The sequence below is a fragment of the Streptomyces sp. NPDC002680 genome, assembly GCF_042889145.1.
GTDB lineage: Bacteria > Actinomycetota > Actinomycetes > Streptomycetales > Streptomycetaceae > Streptomyces > Streptomyces adonidis.
Map to the genome: position 1 here is coordinate 84,656 of NZ_JBIAQP010000027.1, position 19,280 is coordinate 103,935.

Consider the following 19,280-nt stretch of genomic DNA (forward strand, 5'->3'; position numbering starts at 1 on the left):
ATCTGCCGGGACGTCAGGTCAGTGGTGTGGTGAGTTTCCGGGTGTCGGAGCCAAGGCCCGCGGCCAGGCTGCACGTGACCTTGTCGATGCCCAACCGGTAGCTCGCGGTGTCCGGATACTGCACGAGGCTGCCCTGCACGGTACCCGCGGGCTGCTCGGCCGCCGCGCGCTCCAGGGGTGACCGGCACAGGGCGGACGCGGCCTTCTGAAGGGCGGCGTCTGTCGAGTGACCGCCTTCCAGTTCGGCCACCTTCACGACCTCGGCGTCGTGCGGTCCGTCGCACGCGCGCTTCGCGGCCTGTCCGGGGTGGGAGGCGTCGGTGTCGAAGCAGTCGCCCGTTCGCAGCATGTAGTACGGGACTTCGGCGCCGGACAGGGGGATGAGCGACTCCAGGTCGCTCGGGAACTCGCTCGGCAGGTCCGTGGGGAACTCGGTCGGAAGCTCGGTGGGGAAGCCGGACGGCAGGTCCGTGGGCAACTTGGTGGGGAGCTTGGTGGGCAGTTCGGTCGGGAGGCTGAACGACGGCTCAGGTGTGCCGCTTGAACTCTCGCTGCTCTTCGGTGGGTTCTTCTCCGGGTCGTCGTCGCCTCCTGAGGCCAGGAGCACCACGGCGACGACCGCTCCGAGCACGACGATCGCGGCGATCAGGATCAGGAGCGGGCTCGGGCGCCTGCCGGGGCCCCGGTGTCCGCCCGGTTCGCCGGGCTGCTCCGGCGGCTGCCAGTTACCGCCGCCCGGAGGAGGCCCGTAGCCGCTGCTGCCGTTGCCCTCGTGGGGAGGGCCGTAGCCCCCGCTTCCGTAGCCTCCTCCGGAGGGCGGGCCGAAGCCTTCAGGTGGTGGTCCGAAGCCACCGCCCGGAGGCGGAGCGCCCCCCGGCGGCCCGGGCGGCTGAGGCGGTACGGGCGGCATGGCCATACCGTCAAGACTCGCCGCGAACCGGTCAGCACGCGACCCCCACGCGGAAGTTGATACGGCCTCATGCCATGGACCGCACGATTCCGGAGCAATCCGCGCGGGGACCGGTCACGGGGGATCAACCGGAGCACAGCTGTGAACGGCAGTGAACCGGGGACACCCGTCGGAGACGGGTGTCCCCCAGCACGCGACTCAGCCGCGCGCACCCAGCAGGTGGTCCATGGCCAGCTGGTCGAGCTGCTCGAAGGCCATCCCGCGCGCGGCGGTCGCCTCCACGTCGAACTCCTCGAAGGCCGAGCGGTCCGCGAGCAGGCCCGCCAGGCCGTCCGCCGCCGTCTGCTGCGCCAGCTCGTCCAGACGCGAGGCACGCAGGGCCGCCTGGACCTCCGGGTCGGCGCGGAAGGCCGCCGCACGCTCCTTCAGGATGAGGTAGTTGCGCATGCAGCCGGCCGCCGAGGCCCACACGCCGTCGAGGTCCTCGGTCCGCGGCGGCTTGAAGTCGAAGTGCTTCGGGCCCGCGTAACCGGCGCTCTCCAGAAGGTCGACCAGCCAGAAGGCGGCACGCAGGTCACCGGCGCCGAAGCGCAGGTCCTGGTCGTACTTGATGCCGGACTGACCGTTGAGGTCGATGTGGAAGAGCTTGCCCGCCCACAGGGCCTGGGCGATGCCGTGCGGGAAGTTCAGCCCGGCCATCTGCTCGTGTCCGACCTCGGGGTTGACGCCGTACAGCTCCGGGCGCTCCAGGCGCTCGATGAAGGCAAGCGCGTGGCCGACCGTCGGCAGCAGGATGTCGCCGCGCGGCTCGTTCGGCTTGGGCTCGATCGCGAACTTCAGGTCGTAGCCCTGGGAGATCACGTACTCGCCGAGGAGGTCGAAGGCCTCCTTCATCCGGTCCAGGGCGACACGTACGTCCTTGGCGGCGCCGGACTCGGCGCCTTCCCGGCCGCCCCAGGCGACATAGGTCTCCGCGCCGAGTTCGACCGCGAGGTCGATGTTGCGGATCGTCTTGCGCAGCGCGTAACGACGCACCTCACGGTCGTTCGCGGTGAACGCGCCGTCCTTGAAGACGGGGTGAGTGAAGAGGTTGGTGGTGGCCATCGGCACCTTCATGCCGGTCGCGTCGAGCGCCTGGCGGAAGCGCTTGATGTGCGACTCGCGCTCGGCGTCCGAGGACCCGAACGGGATCAGGTCGTCGTCGTGGAAGGTCACCCCATGGGCACCCAGCTCGGACAGACGCTGCACCGTCTCGACCGGGTCGAGCGCACGGCGGGTGGCGTCGCCGAACGGGTCCCGTCCCTGCCAGCCGACGGTCCACAGGCCGAAGGTGAACCTGTCATCGGGGGTGGGCTGGTAGTTCATGCCGCGGCTCCTTGCTGCTCCGACTATTTCGTCATGGCGGTTTACAAATTAGTATGCGGAAGCATCTCTGGGAAGAGACAACGTGTCCCTGAAACGTTTCCCTGAGCAGAGACTGAGGGTGGGGACGGGTCGCCGCGACCCGGACAGGCACCGGAAAACACCAGGCCAGATCCCGCGGAGCCGCGGAAAAGGGAGAGCTCGATGTCAGCAGCCGAGGGTCCGCTCGTCGTCGGCGTGGACACGTCGACCCAGTCCACCAAGGCACTGGTCGTCGACGCGGCCACCGGACAGGTCGTGGCGAGCGGCCAGGCCCCGCACACCGTCACCACGGGGGCGGGCCGCGAGAGCGACCCGCGGCAGTGGTGGGACGCCCTGTGCGAGGCGCTGAGCCAATGCGGTGACGCGGCCCGCGAGGCCGCCGCCGTGTCGATCGGCGGCCAGCAGCACGGGCTCGTCACCCTGGACGCCCAGGGCGAGCCGGTCCGTCCGGCGATGCTGTGGAACGACGTGCGCTCGGCGCCGCAGGCCCGCCGCCTGGTCGAGGAGCTGGGCGGCGCGAAGGCCTGGGCGGAGCGCACCGGAAGCGTGCCGGGAGCCTCCTTCACGGTCACGAAGTGGGCCTGGCTGGCGGAGCACGAGCCGGAGGCCCTGCGCGCCACCAAGGCGGTACGGCTCCCCCACGACTACCTCACGGAGCGCCTGACGGGTCAGGGCACCACCGACCGCGGCGATGTCTCCGGCACCGGCTGGTGGGCGTCCGGGACGGAGGCGTACGACGCGGAGGTGCTGGCGCACGTGGGGCTCGACCCCGCGCTGCTGCCCCGGGTGGTCCGGCCCGGCGAGGTGGCCGGGACCGTCCGCGACAGCCATGACCTGCCATTCTCCAAGGGCACCCTGGTCGCCGCGGGCACCGGCGACAACGCCGCGGCCGCGCTCGGACTCGGGCTGCGCCCCGGCACTCCGGTGCTGAGCCTCGGCACGTCGGGCACGGTGTACGCGGTCTCGACGCACCGGCCCACAGACCCGACCGGCACCGTCGCGGGCTTCGCCGACGCGCGCGGGGACTGGCTGCCGCTGGCCTGCACCCTCAACTGCACGCTCGCCGTGGACCGTGTCGCGGCCCTGCTCGGCCTGGACCGTGAGGCCGTCGAACCCGGCACGGCCGTCACCCTCCTGCCCTACCTGGACGGCGAGCGCACCCCGAACCTGCCGGGCGCCTCGGGGCTGCTGCACGGGCTGCGTCACGACACGACCGGCGGACAGCTGCTCCAGGCCGCGTACGACGGGGCCGTGCACTCGCTGCTCGGCGCCCTCGATCTGGTGCTCGACGCGGACGCCGACCGCTCGGTGCCGCTGCTGCTGATCGGCGGCGGAGCGCGCGGCACGGCCTGGCAGGAGACCGTACGCCGGCTGTCCGGGCGGCCCGTCCAGGTGCCCGAGGCCAAGGAGCTGGTCGCGCTCGGCGCCGCGGCACAGGCGGCGGGGCTGCTGACCGGCGAGGACCCGGCCGCGGTGGCACGGCGCTGGGACACGGCCCGGGGGCCGGTCCTGGACGCGGTGGAGCGGGACCAGGCGACGCTGGACCGGATCGCCGGGGTACTCTCCGACGCATCGCCGCTGCTGGAGCGGGGTACGGACGTCGGCTGACGCGCCCGAACCGCCGTGGGCGTACGTCCACGGCGGCCGGCACCCACTGAGGACTGAGGGAGGCATGACCGCACCGCTGCACGAGGCCCGTCCGCCCGGCGCGGGCGCCCGGCTGCCCGACACCCAGCAGGGCATGCGCCGCCGCAACCTCGCGCGCGTGATGCACACCGTCAACGCCGAGGGGCCGCTTTCCCGTGCCGCGGTCGCCTCCCACATCGGGCTGACCCGGGCGGCGGTGTCGACCCTCGTGGACGAGCTGATCCGCTCGGGGCTGCTCGAAGAGCTGGGCCCCGAGCGGCCGGGCCGAGTGGGGCGTCCCGGGTCGGCGCTCGCCGTGAGCGGGCGTGGTCCGGCCGGGATCGGCGCGGAGGTGGGTGTCGACCATCTCGCGGTCTGCGCGGTCGATCTGCGGGGCGAGGTACGGGCGCGCGCCGTGCGCCACGGCGCCCATCGCGGGCGCTCCCCCGAACCGGTGATCGAGGAACTGACCGGGCTGGTGCGGAAGGTGATCGCCGAGGCGGAGCACGAGGGCCTGTGGCCGGCCGGCCTCGCGGTCGCCGTGCCGGGACTGGTGGCCCGCGACGGGCGCACGGTCGTCCGCGCCCCCAACCTCGACTGGCACGACACTGATCTCGGCGCACTGCTGCCCGTCGAGTTCCCGCTGACCGTGGACAACGAGGCCAATCTCGGCGCGCTGGCGGAACTCTGGCTCGGCGACGGCACCCCGCCCGACTTCCTGCATGTGTCGGCCGAGATCGGTATCGGCGCGGCGGTGGTCGTGGACGGGCGGCTGCTGCGCGGAACGCGGGGTTTCGCGGGCGAGCTGGGGCATGTGCCGGTGTGGCCGGAGGGACCGGAGTGCGCGTGCGGCGGTCGTGGCTGCCTGGAGCAGTACGCGGGTGAGGAGGCGGTCCTGCGGGCGGCTGGCGTCGAGCCGGGCGAGGACCGCGTCGGGCTGCTCGCGGAGCGCGCCGCCCAGGGCGACCCGGATGTACGGCGTGCCCTGGACGGGGCCGGCACGGCACTCGGTATCGCGCTGACCGGGGCGGTCAATCTGCTGGACCCCGAGACGGTCGTCCTGGGCGGTGCGCTGTCCGGGCTCGCGCCGTGGCTGCTGCCGTCGCTGGAGGCCGAACTGGACCGGCGTACGACGGGACCCGCCTGTGCGGTGTCGGTGTCGCGGCTGGGGCCCGAGGGCCCGCTGCTGGGCGCCGCGCACTCGGTGGTGCGGGCTGTGCTGGACGATCCGGGGGCGGTGTCGGGGCGGGGCTGAGCGACTCCGACCGGTCGGGCGGTGGGGGGCTGAGAGGCTCCGACCCGGCCGTTGTCCGCCGCGCAGTGCGCCGCCTTCACCCGTTCGGGTGACGGAGTTATCCACAATCGCTCGGCTGTCCACCGAAATCCATGGGCTCTTCCTGCCCGACCGCCGGGCGCCGTAGCGTGATCCACGTGAGGCCCGGCCGTCATGGGGACGGTTGGTGCGAACCCCCACCACCGACCTTCCGCGACCTTCCACCGAACGGAGCTGGCAGCGATGAGCGACCCCAGGATTCTGACCGTGCGCCCCGAACCGGGCGAGTACGCCTGGACGTTCGGCGGTGCGCCGCCCGTCGCGCGGATCACGCCGGGCACCGTCCTCGACCTGTACACGGAGGACTGCTTCGCCGGACGTGTGCGGTCCGAGAAGGACCTGGTGTCCGAGGTGTGCGAGTTCCCGTTCCTGAATCCGCAGACGGGTCCCTTCCATGTGGAGGGCGCCGAACCGGGCGACACGGTCGCGGTGCACTTCGTGTCCATCGAACCGGCCCGGGACTGGGCGGCGTCGACGACGGTCCCACTGTTCGGGGCGCTCACGTCCACGCACACCACGGCCACGTTGCAGCCGCCGCTGCCGGAGACGGTCTGGATCTGGCAGCTCGACCGGACACGGCGTACGGCGCTGTTCCGCGCGCGGGACAGCGACATCGAGATCGAGCTGCCCATGGACCCGATGCACGGCACGGTGGGCGTGGCGCCCGCCAACCTGGAGGTGCGGTCCGCGCTGGTGCCCGACGCGCACGGCGGGAACATGGACACACCGGAGATGCGGGCCGGTGTCACCTGCTATCTCGGGGTGAACGTCGAGGGCGCGCTGCTCAGCCTCGGTGACGGGCACGCGCGTCAGGGCGAGGGCGAGACCTGTGGGGTCGCCGTCGAGTGCGCGATGAACACCGTGGTGATCGTCGGGCTGCTCAAGGGAGTCGCCACCCCCTGGCCGCGTATCGAGTCCGACACGCACATCATCTCGACCGGCTCGGCACGGCCGTTGGAGGATGCGTTCCGGATATCCCAGCTAGACCTGGTGCGATGGCTGGTGCGGGACTACGGGTTCAGTGAGCTGGACGCGTACCAGTTCGCGACGCAAGCCGTCGAGTCGCCGCTGGCCAATGTCTGCGACACCAACTACACGTGCGTGGCGAAGATCCGGAAGGAGTGGCTGCCCGCGCGCGAGACCCATCGCGGGCTGCACGCACAGTTGCGCGAGACGGCGGCGGCACTCCGACTCTGAGCACTCCGGCTCTGAGCCTGGAGCCTGCCTCCCAGGCATCTGCAACCCCTTTGGCACACCAGTGCGTCTCTCGACCAGTACCAGTACCAGTACCAGTACTCCCCCACCCCCTGTTGCTCCCCCTGCTGTCACTCCCCTCCCGAAAGGCCCTTCACGGATGGCGCGGACCAGGTCGTTCCCCAGCAGACGGCGGCTGTTGCAGAACGTCGCGCTCGCCGCCGGCCCCTACGCCCTGCTCCCCGCTCCCCGGGTCGGCGCCCAGCCCCGGTCCCTCGACTACCCGCTCGGCACCTGGGAACCGGCCAGCACCGCCAACTACACGGTGGCCGGCCGACCCGGGACCCAGATCCCCGACCTCGTCGTCATCCACGTCACCCAGGCGTCCTACGCCAACACCCTGGCCGTCTTCCAGCACCCGGACAAGAAGGTGTCCGCGCACTACGTCGTACGGTCCGGCGACGGACATGTGGCGCAGTGCGTACGCGAGCACGACATCGCCTGGCACGCGGGCGACTGGGACCACAACCTGCGCAGCATCGGCATCGAACACGAAGGGTGGGTGGACCGACCCGGCTATTTCACGGACGTCCTGTACGAGAAGTCGGCGCGACTCACCGCGACGATCTGCACCCGCTACGGCATACCGAGGGACCGCGCGCACATCATCGGGCACTACGAGGTGCCCGGCACCGACCACACGGATCCCGGGCCCCAATGGGACTGGACGCGCTACATACGTCTCGTCAACGCCGCCTGAGCGAAACAGTGGTGCCGTCGTTCGGTCGACTCCGTCCAAACGGTTGTCCGGGTCCATCCCCGGAGTGACGATGGCACCAGCCGCATCGCCTGCAGGGGAGGCCGAGTTGACCGATCCATGGGTGGCCCTGGAGCCGGGGGCCGACCCCGTCGAACGGGTTCGGGTGCTGCGTCGCGCGCACGAGACGTTCACCGAGGCGGGGACGGTGACCCGCCCGGTGCGTTCCGTGGTGGCGGACTCCTGGCGCCGCTCCGCCCGGGCAGGGGTGGGGCCGGACGGCTCGGCGAGCGTGGAACTGCTGGACGGCGATCTCGGCGCCTACCGCGCGGAGCATCCGCTGGCCCGGGTGATGCCCCTGATACGCGAACTCATGGGCACGTTCGCCGCCGACGGCGAGCATCTGCTCGCGGTGTGCGACGCGCAGGGCAGGCTGCTGTGGGTCGAGGGGCATCCCGCGACCAGACGGCAGGCGGGGCGGATCAACTTCGTACCGGGTGCGCGCTGGGCGGAGTCGGCGGTCGGTACGAACGCGCCGGGTACGGCGGTCGCCGTGGACCGGCCGGTGCAGGTGTTCGCGGCCGAGCACTTCAGCCGGCAGGTGCAGCCGTGGACGTGCGCGGCGGCTCCGGTGCACGATCCGCGCACGGGGCGGGTGCTCGGTGCCGTGGACATCACCGGCCGGGACGGGCTCGCGCATCCGCACAGCCTCGGGTTCGTACAGGCGGTGGCACGGGCCGCCGAGTCCCAACTGGCGCTGCTCACCCCGGTTCTGCCCGCCACGGACGTGCTCGAACTGGCCGCACTGGGCCGCGACGAGGCTCAACTGATAGCCGCCGGACGGAAGTTGCGGCTCAGCCGTCGGCACAGCGAGATCCTCGTCCTGCTCGCCCTCCACCCGGAAGGCCTCACCGGGGACGAGCTGCAGTGCGCGCTGTACGAGGACGAGTCGGTGACGCCGGTGACGCTGCGCGCCGAACTGGCCCGGCTGCGCCGCGTCCTGGCTCCCGGGCTGCTGGCGTCGCGTCCGTACCGGCTGACGGTTCCGGTCGAGTCGGACATCGCCGTCGTGGAGCGCGCGCTGGAGTCGGGTGCGGTCACGACGGCGGTGCGGGCGTACGCCGGGCCGCTGCTGCCCGGTTCCCGGGCACCGGCCGTGGCCCGGCTGCGGCGCAGGCTCGCCGACGGTCTGCGCACCGCGCTCGTCGCCCGCCGGGACCCGGACCTGCTGGCCGACTGGGCCCACGCGCCGTGGGGCGAGGACGACCTCGAGGTCTGGCGCGCGCTCGCGGCCGTACGACCGACGGCGGCCGTGCGGGCACGGCTGAACGAACTGGAGTCGGAACAGGCGGCGCCACGGGGTTGGGCGCATCAGGCCGTCCGGCACTGACGCAGGCCGGCGAGCGCCCACGTGCCCGGCACGCCCGGGCGGCACCGTCCAGGACCCGTGGATCGTGGGGCGCGGGTCCCATGGCTCACGCGAGCGTCCGGCACCCTCTCGGCCCACGCGGCGGCACCCTCGTACGCATGACAGGTCCGTGCCCGGCTCCGCGCGCATGCCGCCGGCGGGATCCGTACGCAACCTGGGTGCAACCTCGGCGCTTCTAGCCTCGCGGCGTGAGCCGTCCAACGGCGGGCGGTTCTGCTCAGGGAGGCAGGCCAGCATGACCCGTTACGCGGCGCCCGGTACCGACGGCGCGATCGTCTCCTACCAGGCGCGCTACGACCACTTCATCGGCGGCGAGTACGTGCCGCCGGCCCGGGGGCAGTACTTCGAGAACCCGAGTCCGGTGAACGGGCAGCCGTTCACGGAGATCGCGCGGGGCACCGCCGAGGACGTGGAGCGCGCGCTCGACGCGGCGCACGCGGCGGCGCCGGCGTGGGGCCGTACGTCGGTGACCCAGCGGTCCGACATCCTGCTGAAGATCGCCGACCGGATGGAGACGAACCTCGAAGCGCTGGCGGTCGCCGAGAGCTGGGAGAACGGCAAGCCGGTCCGGGAGACGCTCGCCGCCGACATCCCGCTCGCCATCGACCACTTCCGCTACTTCGCGGGCGCGATCCGAGCGCAGGAAGGGTCGCTCGGCGAACTCGACGACGACACGGTGGCGTACCACTTCCACGAACCCCTCGGTGTGGTCGCGCAGATCATCCCGTGGAACTTCCCGATCCTGATGGCCGTGTGGAAGCTGGCGCCCGCGCTGGCGGCGGGCAACGCGGTCGTGATCAAGCCCGCCGAGCAGACGCCGGCGTCCATCCACTACTGGATGAGTCTGATCGCGGATCTGCTGCCGGCGGGTGTCGTGAACATCGTCAACGGCTTCGGGGTGGAGGCGGGCAAGCCGCTCGCGTCCAGTGCGCGGGTGGCGAAGGTGGCGTTCACCGGTGAGACCACGACGGGGCGGCTGATCATGCAGTACGCCTCGGAGAACATCAAGCCGGTCACGCTGGAGCTGGGCGGCAAGTCGCCGAACATCTTCTTCGACGACGTGTGGGCGGCGGACGACGACTTCCGCGACAAGGCGCTCGAAGGCTTCACCATGTTCGCGCTCAACCAGGGCGAGGTGTGCACCTGCCCGTCCCGGGCGCTGGTCCAGCGCGGCAACTACGCCGACTTCATCCAGGGAGCGGTCGCCCGCACCGAGTTGATCAAGCCGGGTCACCCGCTCGACACGGACACGATGATCGGCGCGCAGGCCTCCAACGACCAGCTGGAGAAGATCCTCTCCTATCTGGACATCGGTCGGCAGGAGGGTGCCAGGATCCTCACGGGCGGCGAACGCGTCGAGTACGACGGTGAGTTGAAGGGTGGTTACTACGTCCAGCCGACCATCTTCGAGGGCGACAACCGGATGCGGATCTTCCAGGAGGAGATCTTCGGGCCGGTGGTGTCGGTGACGTCGTTCGACGACTTCGACGACGCGATCAAGATCGCCAACGACACGCTGTACGGCCTCGGGGCGGGTGTGTGGACCCGGGACATGAACACCGCCTACCGGGCGGGCCGCGCGATCCAGGCGGGCCGGGTGTGGACGAACTGCTACCACGCGTATCCGGCGCACGCGGCGTTCGGCGGCTACAAGCAGTCCGGGATCGGGCGCGAGACGCACAAGATGATGCTGGAGCACTATCAGCAGACGAAGAACCTCCTGGTGAGCTACTCGCCGAAGAAGCTGGGCTTCTTCTAGGCACAGCAAAAGGGGCGCCTGACCAGGGAAGATTCCTGTCAGGCGCCCCTCTCGGTGCGCAATCATGCCGGTTGGCGTGGTTTCTCGTTCCGGCGAGGAATCTGGCGTAGTAGCGGAGGAGGACCTGGATGCTCTGGCCTGCTCGGCGCGCGCACCCCGCTGGATCGATCCCGGAGGCCAACCCGAACGAGATGCCGACGTGGCGCAGGTCGTAAGGGCGCTTGGCCAGCTCCAGGGAGTGCTCGTCCAGAGAAAGAGCGGCGTCGGCGTGCTCCAGGGTGATCACGTTGAACGCGCCGACGGCCCGTCCATCGCGGCGTGCGAGGGCCGCGACAGCGGCATGGGCTTGCTGGAAGTGCAGGATTTTGCTCGTTTCGCGACCATAAAGCACCCAATCGAGCGCTGTGGTTTCATGGAGGTGTGCACATTGTGGCGCACACCGTCGACAGAGAGTTGTGAGACATGGCGGCACCGCAGGCCCGGTGGAGCGCGCTGCTGGAGATGCTGACGCGCGACGGGCGGATCGAAGTCGAGGCGGCGGCCGAGGAGTTGGGGGTCTCCGCCGCGACGATCAGGCGCGACCTCGACGAGCTGGCCCGCCAGCAGATGGTCACCCGCACGCACGGCGGAGCCGCGCTCAACGCGATCGCCTACGACCTGCCACTGCGCTACAAGGCCGCGCGCAACGCTCCGGAGAAGGAGCGGATCGCGCACGCGGCCGCGGGACTGGTGAAGGCCGGCGCCGTGGTGGGACTGAACGGCGGCACCACGACCACCGAGGTGGCGCGGGCTCTGGCCACCCGCGCCGACCTGGGTTCCGGCGGCACGGAGACCGCGCTCACCGTGGTGACCAACGCGCTGAACATCGCCAACGAGCTGGTGGTACGGCGCCACGTCAAGCTCGTGGTGACCGGCGGGGTGGCCCGGCCGGCGTCCTATGAACTGATCGGACCGCTGGCCACCGAACTGCTCGCGGAGATCGCACTCGACCAGGTCTTCATAGGGGTGGATGCCATCGACGTGGCCCACGGGGCGACCGCCCACCACGAGGGCGAGGCCAGCATCAACCGGGCGCTGGCCCGCCGCGCGCAGCAGGTCGTGGCGGTCGCCGACTCCACCAAGCTGGACCGGCGGGCCTTCGCCCGTATCTGCCCGGTGGAGGACATCGACGTCCTGGTGACCGACAAGGCCGCCTCGGACGAGCTGACCAAGTCGTTCGCGGCGGCCGGCGTGGAGGTCATCCGCGCCTGACACCGCCCGCCGCTCCCGTGCCGGCCCCGGCCGCGTCGCGCATCCCGGCGTCATCCCCGGACGCCGCCCGCGGTCAGGCCGGAGACGAGGTGGCGCTCCACGAAGACGAAGAGCACCACCACGGGCACGATCGCGACGAGCGAAGTGGCGAACAGGTACTGCCACTGCTCGTGGTACGAGGTGACGAAACCGGGTATCGCCCTGGTCAGGGTCATCCGGTTGCTGGACGAGGTGATGGTGAGTGCCACCACGTACTCGTTCCACGCGCCGATGAAGGTGTAGACGAGCGCGGTCACCACACCGGGCATCGCGAGCGGCAGGACGACACGGGTGAGGGCGCCGAACCGCCCGGTGCCGTCGAGCCAGGCCGCCTCCTCCAGTTCCCGGGGGATGCTCGCGAAGTACGCGTTGAGGATCCACACGCAGAACGGCAGGTTGAATGCCGCGTTCACCAGGATGAGGCCCTCGGCGGTGTCGGTCAGGTCGAGGCTGACCATCTCCCGGTAGATACCGACCAGCAGCGCGGTCGGCGCGAACATCTGGGTGACGAGTACGAGCAGCAGGAAGGCGCCACGCCCTCGGAAGCGGTGCCGGGCGGTGTAGTACGCGGCGGGCAGCCCGACAGCCAGGGCCAGCAGCGTCGCCGCCCCGGCGACGTACAGCGAGAACAGCAGCGCGTCCGCGACGCGCGGGTCGGTGAGCGACCAGATGTGCGTGAAGTTCGACCACTCCCATCGGGAGGGCAGATAGGACGGCGGGGACTTCATCAGTTCGGGCGTCGGTTTGAGCGCCGTCAGCAGCATTTCCGCGTAGGGCGCGAGAAACGCCAGCGCCACCAGCCATCCGACAGCGGTGAGCAGGACGGTGCGCAGTTTCATCGGTCCGGGCCGCTTCCTGCGCGGCACAGCTTTGTGAGGGCTGCTCACTCGGTGGCCTCCTGTCCGCGGACGATGCGCAGATAGACCAGCACCACAGCCATGACCAGCCCGAAGTTGACGACGGCCATCGCTGCCGACTCCCCCGCCGACTGGTTGTCGAAGGCGAGTTTGTACAGGTAGGTGGTGGTCGTGTCGGTGGCGAAGCCGGGGCCGCCGCGCGTCATGGCCCAGATGATGGGGAACGAGTTGAACACGTTGATGACGTTGATGATCGCGGCGACCACCAGCGAGGGCCGCAGCAGCGGCAGAGTGATGCCCAGATAGCCGTGGACCGGGCCGGCGCCGTCGACCCGCGCCGCCTCGTACACCTCGGCGGGGATGCTCTGCAGGCCGGCCAGCAGGACGAACGAGGTGAACGGCAGCGAGACGAACACCGCCACGCCCATCATCGCGGCAAGGGCCTGCCCCGGATCGGCCAGCCAGTTGACGGGCGCGTCCAGCACGCCGAGGTCCATGAGCAGCCGGTTGAGCACGCCGTAGAAGTTGTTGAGCATCCAGCGCCAGATGAGCGCCGTCATCAGCACGGACGAGGCCCAGGGCACGATCAGCGCCCACCGCACCCACCGGCGCCCGGGGAAACGGGAGTTCAGCAGCCCGGCCAGGCCGAGCGAGAGCACGAGCGTGACGGTGACGACTCCCACGACCCACACGAGGGTGCGCAGCAGCACTCCGGGCAGGTCGCCCTCGGCGAACAGGTCGGTGTAGTTGCGGATTCCGGCGAACCCCTGGGACTGTCCGGTGGAGCTCACCCGCGTCAGGGACGTACGGATCATCTCGACGACCGGCCAGACGACCATGGTCAGGATGAGGAGGATCGCGGGACCGAGCCACAGCAGGGGCTCCAGCGTGCGCCATGTCCTGCGACGGCGGCGCGGCGAGGGGGGCGCCGGCGCCACCGGGGCCGGGTGTTCGGCCCCGGTGGCGCTCACGGTGACATCGTGTACAGCCACCGTGGTCAGTCGCCCTTCTGCGCGGTCTTCTGGATCTCGCCCAGGACCTTCGCCGGGTCGCCGCCCGCCACCGCCGTGCCGATGCGCTGTTTCACGGCGCCGTCGACCGCGGCCCATGCGGGGTCGTCGGTGGGGGCGAACTCCGCGTCGGAGAGGGCGTCGACGAACGGCTTGTAGTAGGCGGCGTTCCGGCTGTCGGAACTGAGCACCTCACCGGCCGACCTGGTGACCGACAGGAACCCCTCGGTGGAGACGAACTCGGCGGCGTTCTCCTTCTGGTAGAAGAAGTCGAGGAACTTCTTCACCGCCGTCCTGTTCGACCCGTCACCCTTCTTGAACGCGACGAGGTAGTCCTGCACACCGAGCGTCTTGTGCGTACCGCCGTTCTTGCTGGGCAGGGCCGCGACTCCGTAGTTCAGTTTCGCGTCGACCGGGTCGATGAAGCCCTTCCGCATGAAGACGGCCCCGTTCAGCATGCCGATCCTGCCCTGGGCGAACTGGTTGAAGACGTCCTTGCGGTTGGTGGTCTCCGGGTTGGGCTGGGTGACCTTGTCCTTCGTCAGTTTCCGCAGATAGGTGAGCGTGTCGATGTTGGCCTGCTGGTCGATCGCCCACTCGCCCGAGGCGTCGGTCCAGCCGCCGCCGTTGTTCATGGCCCAGATCTGGAACTCGGCCTGGGCCTCCTCGGCCCCCAGGGGTAACCCGAGGCCGATGTACCCGGCCCGCTTGATCTTCTTGGCGTCGGCCTCGACCTCGGCCCACGTGGTCGGCGGCCGGGCGATGCCCGCCTTGGCGAAGATGTCCTTGTTGTAGAAGAACAGGCGCGCGCTGGAGATGAAGGGCAGGCCGTACTGGGCTCCCTCGTACTGCGCCTTCTGTCTGAGCAGCGGGAGGAAGTCGGCCAGCACCTCGGGGGAGACGACGTCCTGCGCCTTGTGGACCAGGCCGTCGCGGGCGAAGTCGGAGAACTTGTTGTAGTTGAGGATGTCGGGTTCCTGCTTGGTCTGGACGTACGTCTTGACCTTGGAGTCCATCTGCTCCCAGTCGACGACTTCGAGATTCACCCGGTAGCCGGGGTTCACGGATTCGAAGTCCTTGATCAGTGCCGTCCAGTAGGCCTGGGTGTCGTCGTCGTACTTCGCCGCGACGAACCTGATCGTCCTGCCGTCGGATCCGCCGCTGTCCGAGGAACTGCCCTTGCCGCATCCGGTGAGGGCCAGTGCCAGGGACAGTCCCCCGGCGAGGCCTGCGAGGTGCCGTTTCACGGAGTACCCCCTCCGCACGCATCGCGTGCTTCGTCCAGCGCGTGCTCGCCTGATTGCGCGCCCGCTTGCTTGTTTATGCTCGATTCATAGTGCTATCAATCATCGAACGACATGATGCTCAATGAAACGCGCACGGCGTCAAGGGCCGCCGCATCACGTATCGGTCACGCCGTGCGCCCGAGAGGGGAGACTCCCGATGAGTCGGACCGAGATCGAGATCGCCACCCAACCCGACTGCTGGCGGCAGGCGTTGACGCTGGCCCGGCAGCCCGACGGCCCCGCCTCCGCCTCGCTGCCCCGGCCCGGCGAGCGGGTGGCCGTCGTCGGTTGCGGCACGTCCTGGTTCATCGCCCAGGCGTACGCGGCGCTGCGGGAGTCGGGCGGCCACGGCGAGACCGACGCCTTCCCCGCCTCCGAGATGCCGGCCGGCCGCGCCTACGACCGGGTGATCGCGCTGACCCGGTCCGGCACCACGACCGAGGTGCTGGAGCTGCTCCGCCGACTGGGCGGGCGCACCCCCACCACCGCGGTGACCGCAGTGCCGCAGTCGCCGGTGACGCGGGCGGCGGACGCCGTCGTCCCGCTCGACTTCGCCGACGAGACCTCGGTCGTCCAGACCCGGTTCGCCAGCACCGAACTGGTGCTTCTGCGGGCCCACTTGGGCGAGGACCTCGGACATCTGCCGCAGCAGGGGCACTCGGCGCTGGACGAACCCCTGCCGGCCGGGGTGCTGGAGGCCGAGCAGTTCACCTTCCTGGGGCAGGGCTGGGCCCACGGCATCGCCCAGGAGGCGGCGCTGAAGATGCGTGAGGCGGCGGGCGCCTGGACCGAGGCCTATCCGGTGATGGAGTACCGGCACGGCCCGATCAGCGTCACCGGACCCGGCCGTGTGGCGTGGTGGTTCGGGGACCCGGCAGACCTGCCCTCCGGTCTCGCCGACGAGATCGCCCGCACCGGCGGGCAGTTGGTGGCACTCGGCCGGGACCCACTGGCGGACCTCGTCGTGGTGCACCGGCTGGCCGCCGCCCTCGCCTCGGCACGCGGGCTTGACCCGGACAATCCGCGCCATCTGACCCGTTCCGTGATCCTGACCTGAGGAAATTTACCCGTCCGTTACGAACGGTTTCCGGGCCCGTCGGGGCCTCTCGGCGGGACCCGGGACCGACCGCCACCAGGTACAAGAGCCGCTCCACGAGAGCCTCCCTGCCACTCGGGAAGCCGCGTGTCCCGCCTGTTGACAGGTGGCGGCTACCGCAAGAACATGAGCGAAATCGCTTGAATCTTGCATCTGCACGCAGAATCAAGCAGACCACATGCCATCGGCACCACGCACCGCAGCTCCTGAGCCACCGTCACCGTCCTGTCCGACAGGAGGACACGAGTGCACGCCCGACTGAGCAGTCCCGGCGGCCTGTTACTCGCCGGCGCCCTGACCGCCGCCATGTTGATGGCGCCCGTCACCGGCTCTGCCGCGGCAACGGCCGCCGCCCGCCCCACCACCGCCGCCACCACCGGCGGGCCGAAGGTGGCCCACACCGCGCACGCCGTCACGGTCTCCGTACCGGCCTCCGCCGGCGCCCCCGGCTACGCCCTCGACGTGGCCACCGACGAACTCGCCCTGACCACGCGCCGCGCCGGGAAGACCGTGCTCGCCACTGCCACCGCCGACACCGGCGCCCTGCGCTTCACCGCGTCTGACGGCACGTGGCAGCACGCGACCGACGTCACCGGCTGGACGTGGAAGAACGGCGTCCTGACCGTCACCGCCGACAGCACGCTCGACGGCGCCACGGTGGAGGTCCGGATCACGCCCGGCGCCGACCGCTACCAGCTCGACTGGGACGTCCACGGCGGCGGAGCGAGGCAACTGGGCCTCGCCTACGACCTGTCATCGGCCGGCCACTGGTACGGCCACGGCGAGGCGGAGACTCCGCAGGGCGGTCCCGGCGTCAACCAGCCCTGGCCGCTCGACGCCGGCGAGGTCGACCACGAGACCTTCGGACCGGCGTCGTACAACATGATCGACCCGTTCTGGTACACGTCCGAGTCGACCGGTCTGCGCGTCGACACCGGGCACGTCATGGACGTGGCGCTCAACAAGGGCAAGGACGGCCTCGGCACCTTCACCGTCGAGTCGCCCGACACCTACAAGGCCACCGTGTTCGTCGAGTCGGCCCCACTGGAGGTCTACCGCGACTACATCGGCATCGTCGGCAAGCCGGCCAAGTCCGACGCGACGTACGAGCAGTACGCCAAACCGCTGTGGAATTCCTGGGCGCAGTTCTACACCAAGGTCGACCAGGAGAAACTGCTCGACTACGCCACCGACCTCCACGACAACGGTCTGGACGGACACACCATCCAGCTCGACGACAAGTGGGAGTCGAACTACGGCAATCTGACCTGGGATCCCAAGACCTTCCCCGATCCCAAGGGCCTGTCCGAGAAGATCCACGACATGGGGTTCGACTTCGGCATCTGGGTCACCCTGTGGATCAACCTGGACTCCGACAACTACCAGTACGCGGTCGACCACGGCTATCTGCTCATGGACGCCGAGGACACGGCCAAGCCGTGTGAAGTGACCTGGTGGAACGGCCAGGCCGGGATCATCGACCTGGCGAACCCCGACGCCAAGGCCTGGTACGAGGGCAACCTCAAGACCCTCATGGACACCTACGACATCGACGGGCTGAAGTTCGACACCCGATTCTTCGACGAGAAGTGCGCGCCGCGCGAGGGCCACCAGGCCACGGACTACCAGCAGCTCGGCACCCAGCTCGCCGACGAGTTCGACCTCCAGGGCGCCGGCATCCGGGTGCACTGGAACCGGACGGCCCACGAGGCGGGATTCGTCACCCGCCAGGTCGACAAGGGCACCGGCTGGGACTCCCTGCGCGCCTCCGCCACCCAGAACCTGGCCATCTCCACCATCGGCTACCCGTTCGTCGAGTCCGACATGATCGGCGGCTCCGGCGGCCAGCCGGCACCGTCGAAGGACGTGCTGGTGCGGTGGGCGCAGTCCGCCTCGCTCATGCCACTGATGTACGCCTCGACCTCCCCGGTCGACACCAACGACACCACCACCGGGCAGCAGGTGGACTACGACCAGGAGACGGTCGACCTCTACCGGCAGGCGATCAAGACGCACGAGAAGCTCGCCCCCTACATCTGGGACCAGGTGCAGAGCACTCTCAAGACCGGCGATCCGATCATGCGGCCGCTGTTCTTCGACTTCCCGAAGGACGAGGCGAGTTACACGGCCACCGACGAGTGGATGCTCGGCCCGGCCGTACTGGCCGCCCCCAAGCTGAGCACCGGCGCCACCCGCTCGGTCCATCTGCCGCCGGGCACGTGGTACGACGTCAACCAGGGCACGGTGATCCGCGGCCCCAAGACCCTCAAGGGATACGCGGCGCCGCTCGGCGTCACCCCGGCCTTCGTCGACCTCAAGGCCAAGGGCGCCGCCAAGGCCGTGAAGGCGCTCAAGCGCGACGACGTGCCGGCCGCCTCGGTCCTGATCACCCCGGACGCGCCGTCCACCGACTCCGGTACGCCGTTCGAGGTGACCACCGAGGTGACCAACTGGGGCACCCGGACCCTCAGGAACGCCAAGGCCGCACTGGACCTGCCCAACGGCTGGAGTGCCAAGGCGACCGGCCCGGCCACCGCGAAGTCCCTCAGGAACGGCGCCACACTCACCACCACATGGACGGTGACCCCGGCCGACGACGCCCGATGGGGCAGCCACGACCTCACCGGCACCGTCACCTACACCTACACCTACACCGGTCACAACGGCACGCAGAAGGTGTCCGACACCGTGCCGGCGCAGGTGAAGGCCGCTCCGGGCAGCGTGCAGGAGCCGTACCTGACGGCCGACACCACCTCCGGGGGCGCCCAATACGCCCAGAGCGGCGACCAGTTCGCCATCTGGGCGGGTGGCCAGGACCTGTCCGGCTGGAAGGACGAGAAGGGCGTCATCTACCGCGACGACGCGGCCGGCGAGAAGGCCACGGTGCAGGCCCAGTTGGTCTCCCAGAGCAGCGCCTCACCGGTCGGCAAGGCCGGCGTCGCCTTCGCCAACGACCTGACGGCGCCCGAAAAGGGCGGTTACGCAGTGCTGGTCATGACCCAGCAGTACGGCCTGGAGTTCATGACCGACAGCGACGGCGACGGGAAGCTCGACACCTGGGCGGGCGGTGGCTCCACCTACCACCCGGCGTATCTCAGGCTGACCCGGGACGGCGCCACCTACACCGCGTACGCCAGCAAGGACGGCGAGACCTGGTCGCAGGTCGGCACCGCCCAGGTGCCGTCGGCCGCCGGCACCGGTGACGCCGGGATGGTCGCCAGCGCGGCCAACGTCAACTACCCCGGCGAGAACATCGAAGCCGTCTTCAGCGGATTCTCCGTCACCTCCTGACACCTCCCTGCACCTCCGTGAGAGAGGGAAACCCAACC

The 19,280-nt window shown here is 70.3% G+C and carries 14 protein-coding genes; 9 read left to right on the forward strand and 5 right to left on the reverse strand.

Annotation, left to right across the window (positions count from 1 at the left end; all coding sequences use genetic code 11):
* Positions 1-13 precede the first annotated feature (13 nt).
* Positions 14-916 carry a hypothetical protein gene (locus ACFYXF_RS47325; protein WP_389359730.1) on the reverse strand — a complete coding sequence of 301 codons (903 nt, stop codon included), beginning with the start codon at positions 914-916 and terminating at the stop codon, positions 14-16.
* Between the two features lie 192 nt (positions 917-1,108).
* Positions 1,109-2,275: a xylose isomerase gene (gene xylA / locus ACFYXF_RS47330; RefSeq protein WP_389359732.1), complete on the reverse strand. Its 1,167-nt coding sequence runs from the start codon at positions 2,273-2,275 to the stop codon at positions 1,109-1,111.
* Positions 2,276-2,476: 201 nt separating this feature from the next.
* On the opposite strand from xylA, the gene xylB reads away from it, so the two are divergent.
* The 7 genes from xylB (at position 2,477) to ACFYXF_RS47365 (ending at position 11,663) form a co-directional block, all read left to right on the forward strand.
* Positions 2,477-3,922, forward strand: coding sequence for a xylulokinase (gene xylB / locus ACFYXF_RS47335; protein ID WP_389359734.1), 1,446 nt, complete (start codon positions 2,477-2,479; stop codon positions 3,920-3,922).
* A 64-nt stretch (positions 3,923-3,986) separates the two neighbouring features.
* Positions 3,987-5,195 (forward strand): ROK family protein, encoded by a 1,209-nt coding sequence (locus tag ACFYXF_RS47340; RefSeq protein WP_389359736.1) that lies wholly within the window; start codon positions 3,987-3,989, stop codon positions 5,193-5,195.
* 261 nt (positions 5,196-5,456) lie between these two features.
* Complete coding sequence (locus ACFYXF_RS47345; protein ID WP_389359738.1) at positions 5,457-6,470, forward strand: acetamidase/formamidase family protein; 1,014 nt, start codon at positions 5,457-5,459, stop codon at positions 6,468-6,470.
* Between the two features lie 157 nt (positions 6,471-6,627).
* Positions 6,628-7,227, forward strand: a complete 600-nt coding sequence (locus tag ACFYXF_RS47350) for an N-acetylmuramoyl-L-alanine amidase (protein WP_389359740.1) — start codon at positions 6,628-6,630, stop codon at positions 7,225-7,227.
* 70 nt (positions 7,228-7,297) lie between these two features.
* Positions 7,298-8,614 carry a GAF domain-containing protein gene (locus ACFYXF_RS47355; protein WP_389359742.1) on the forward strand — a complete coding sequence of 439 codons (1,317 nt, stop codon included), beginning with the start codon at positions 7,298-7,300 and terminating at the stop codon, positions 8,612-8,614.
* A 274-nt stretch (positions 8,615-8,888) separates the two neighbouring features.
* Complete coding sequence (locus ACFYXF_RS47360; protein ID WP_389359744.1) at positions 8,889-10,412, forward strand: aldehyde dehydrogenase family protein; 1,524 nt, start codon at positions 8,889-8,891, stop codon at positions 10,410-10,412.
* 462 nt (positions 10,413-10,874) lie between these two features.
* Positions 10,875-11,663: a DeoR/GlpR family DNA-binding transcription regulator gene (locus ACFYXF_RS47365; RefSeq protein ID WP_389359746.1), complete on the forward strand. Its 789-nt coding sequence runs from the start codon at positions 10,875-10,877 to the stop codon at positions 11,661-11,663.
* Between the two features lie 50 nt (positions 11,664-11,713).
* Here the strand turns inward: ACFYXF_RS47365 and ACFYXF_RS47370 are convergent, their stop codons facing one another.
* From ACFYXF_RS47370 to ACFYXF_RS47380, 3 genes are read right to left on the reverse strand one after another with little or no spacing between them, the layout of a single operon-like run.
* Positions 11,714-12,541 carry a carbohydrate ABC transporter permease gene (locus ACFYXF_RS47370; protein WP_389359748.1) on the reverse strand — a complete coding sequence of 276 codons (828 nt, stop codon included), beginning with the start codon at positions 12,539-12,541 and terminating at the stop codon, positions 11,714-11,716.
* A gap of 44 nt (positions 12,542-12,585) precedes the next feature.
* Positions 12,586-13,530, reverse strand: coding sequence for a carbohydrate ABC transporter permease (locus tag ACFYXF_RS47375; RefSeq protein WP_389359750.1), 945 nt, complete (start codon positions 13,528-13,530; stop codon positions 12,586-12,588).
* A 26-nt stretch (positions 13,531-13,556) separates the two neighbouring features.
* Positions 13,557-14,816 (reverse strand): extracellular solute-binding protein, encoded by a 1,260-nt coding sequence (locus ACFYXF_RS47380; RefSeq protein WP_389359752.1) that lies wholly within the window; start codon positions 14,814-14,816, stop codon positions 13,557-13,559.
* A gap of 196 nt (positions 14,817-15,012) precedes the next feature.
* On the opposite strand from ACFYXF_RS47380, the gene ACFYXF_RS47385 reads away from it, so the two are divergent.
* Together ACFYXF_RS47385 and ACFYXF_RS47390 are read left to right on the forward strand one after the other, a co-directional pair.
* Entirely contained in the window at positions 15,013-15,912 is a 900-nt protein-coding gene (locus ACFYXF_RS47385) for an SIS domain-containing protein (RefSeq protein WP_389359754.1), read from the forward strand.
* Positions 15,913-16,263: 351 nt separating this feature from the next.
* Complete coding sequence (locus ACFYXF_RS47390) at positions 16,264-19,242, forward strand: TIM-barrel domain-containing protein (RefSeq protein WP_389359781.1); 2,979 nt, start codon at positions 16,264-16,266, stop codon at positions 19,240-19,242.
* The last annotated feature ends 38 nt before the right edge of the window (positions 19,243-19,280 follow it).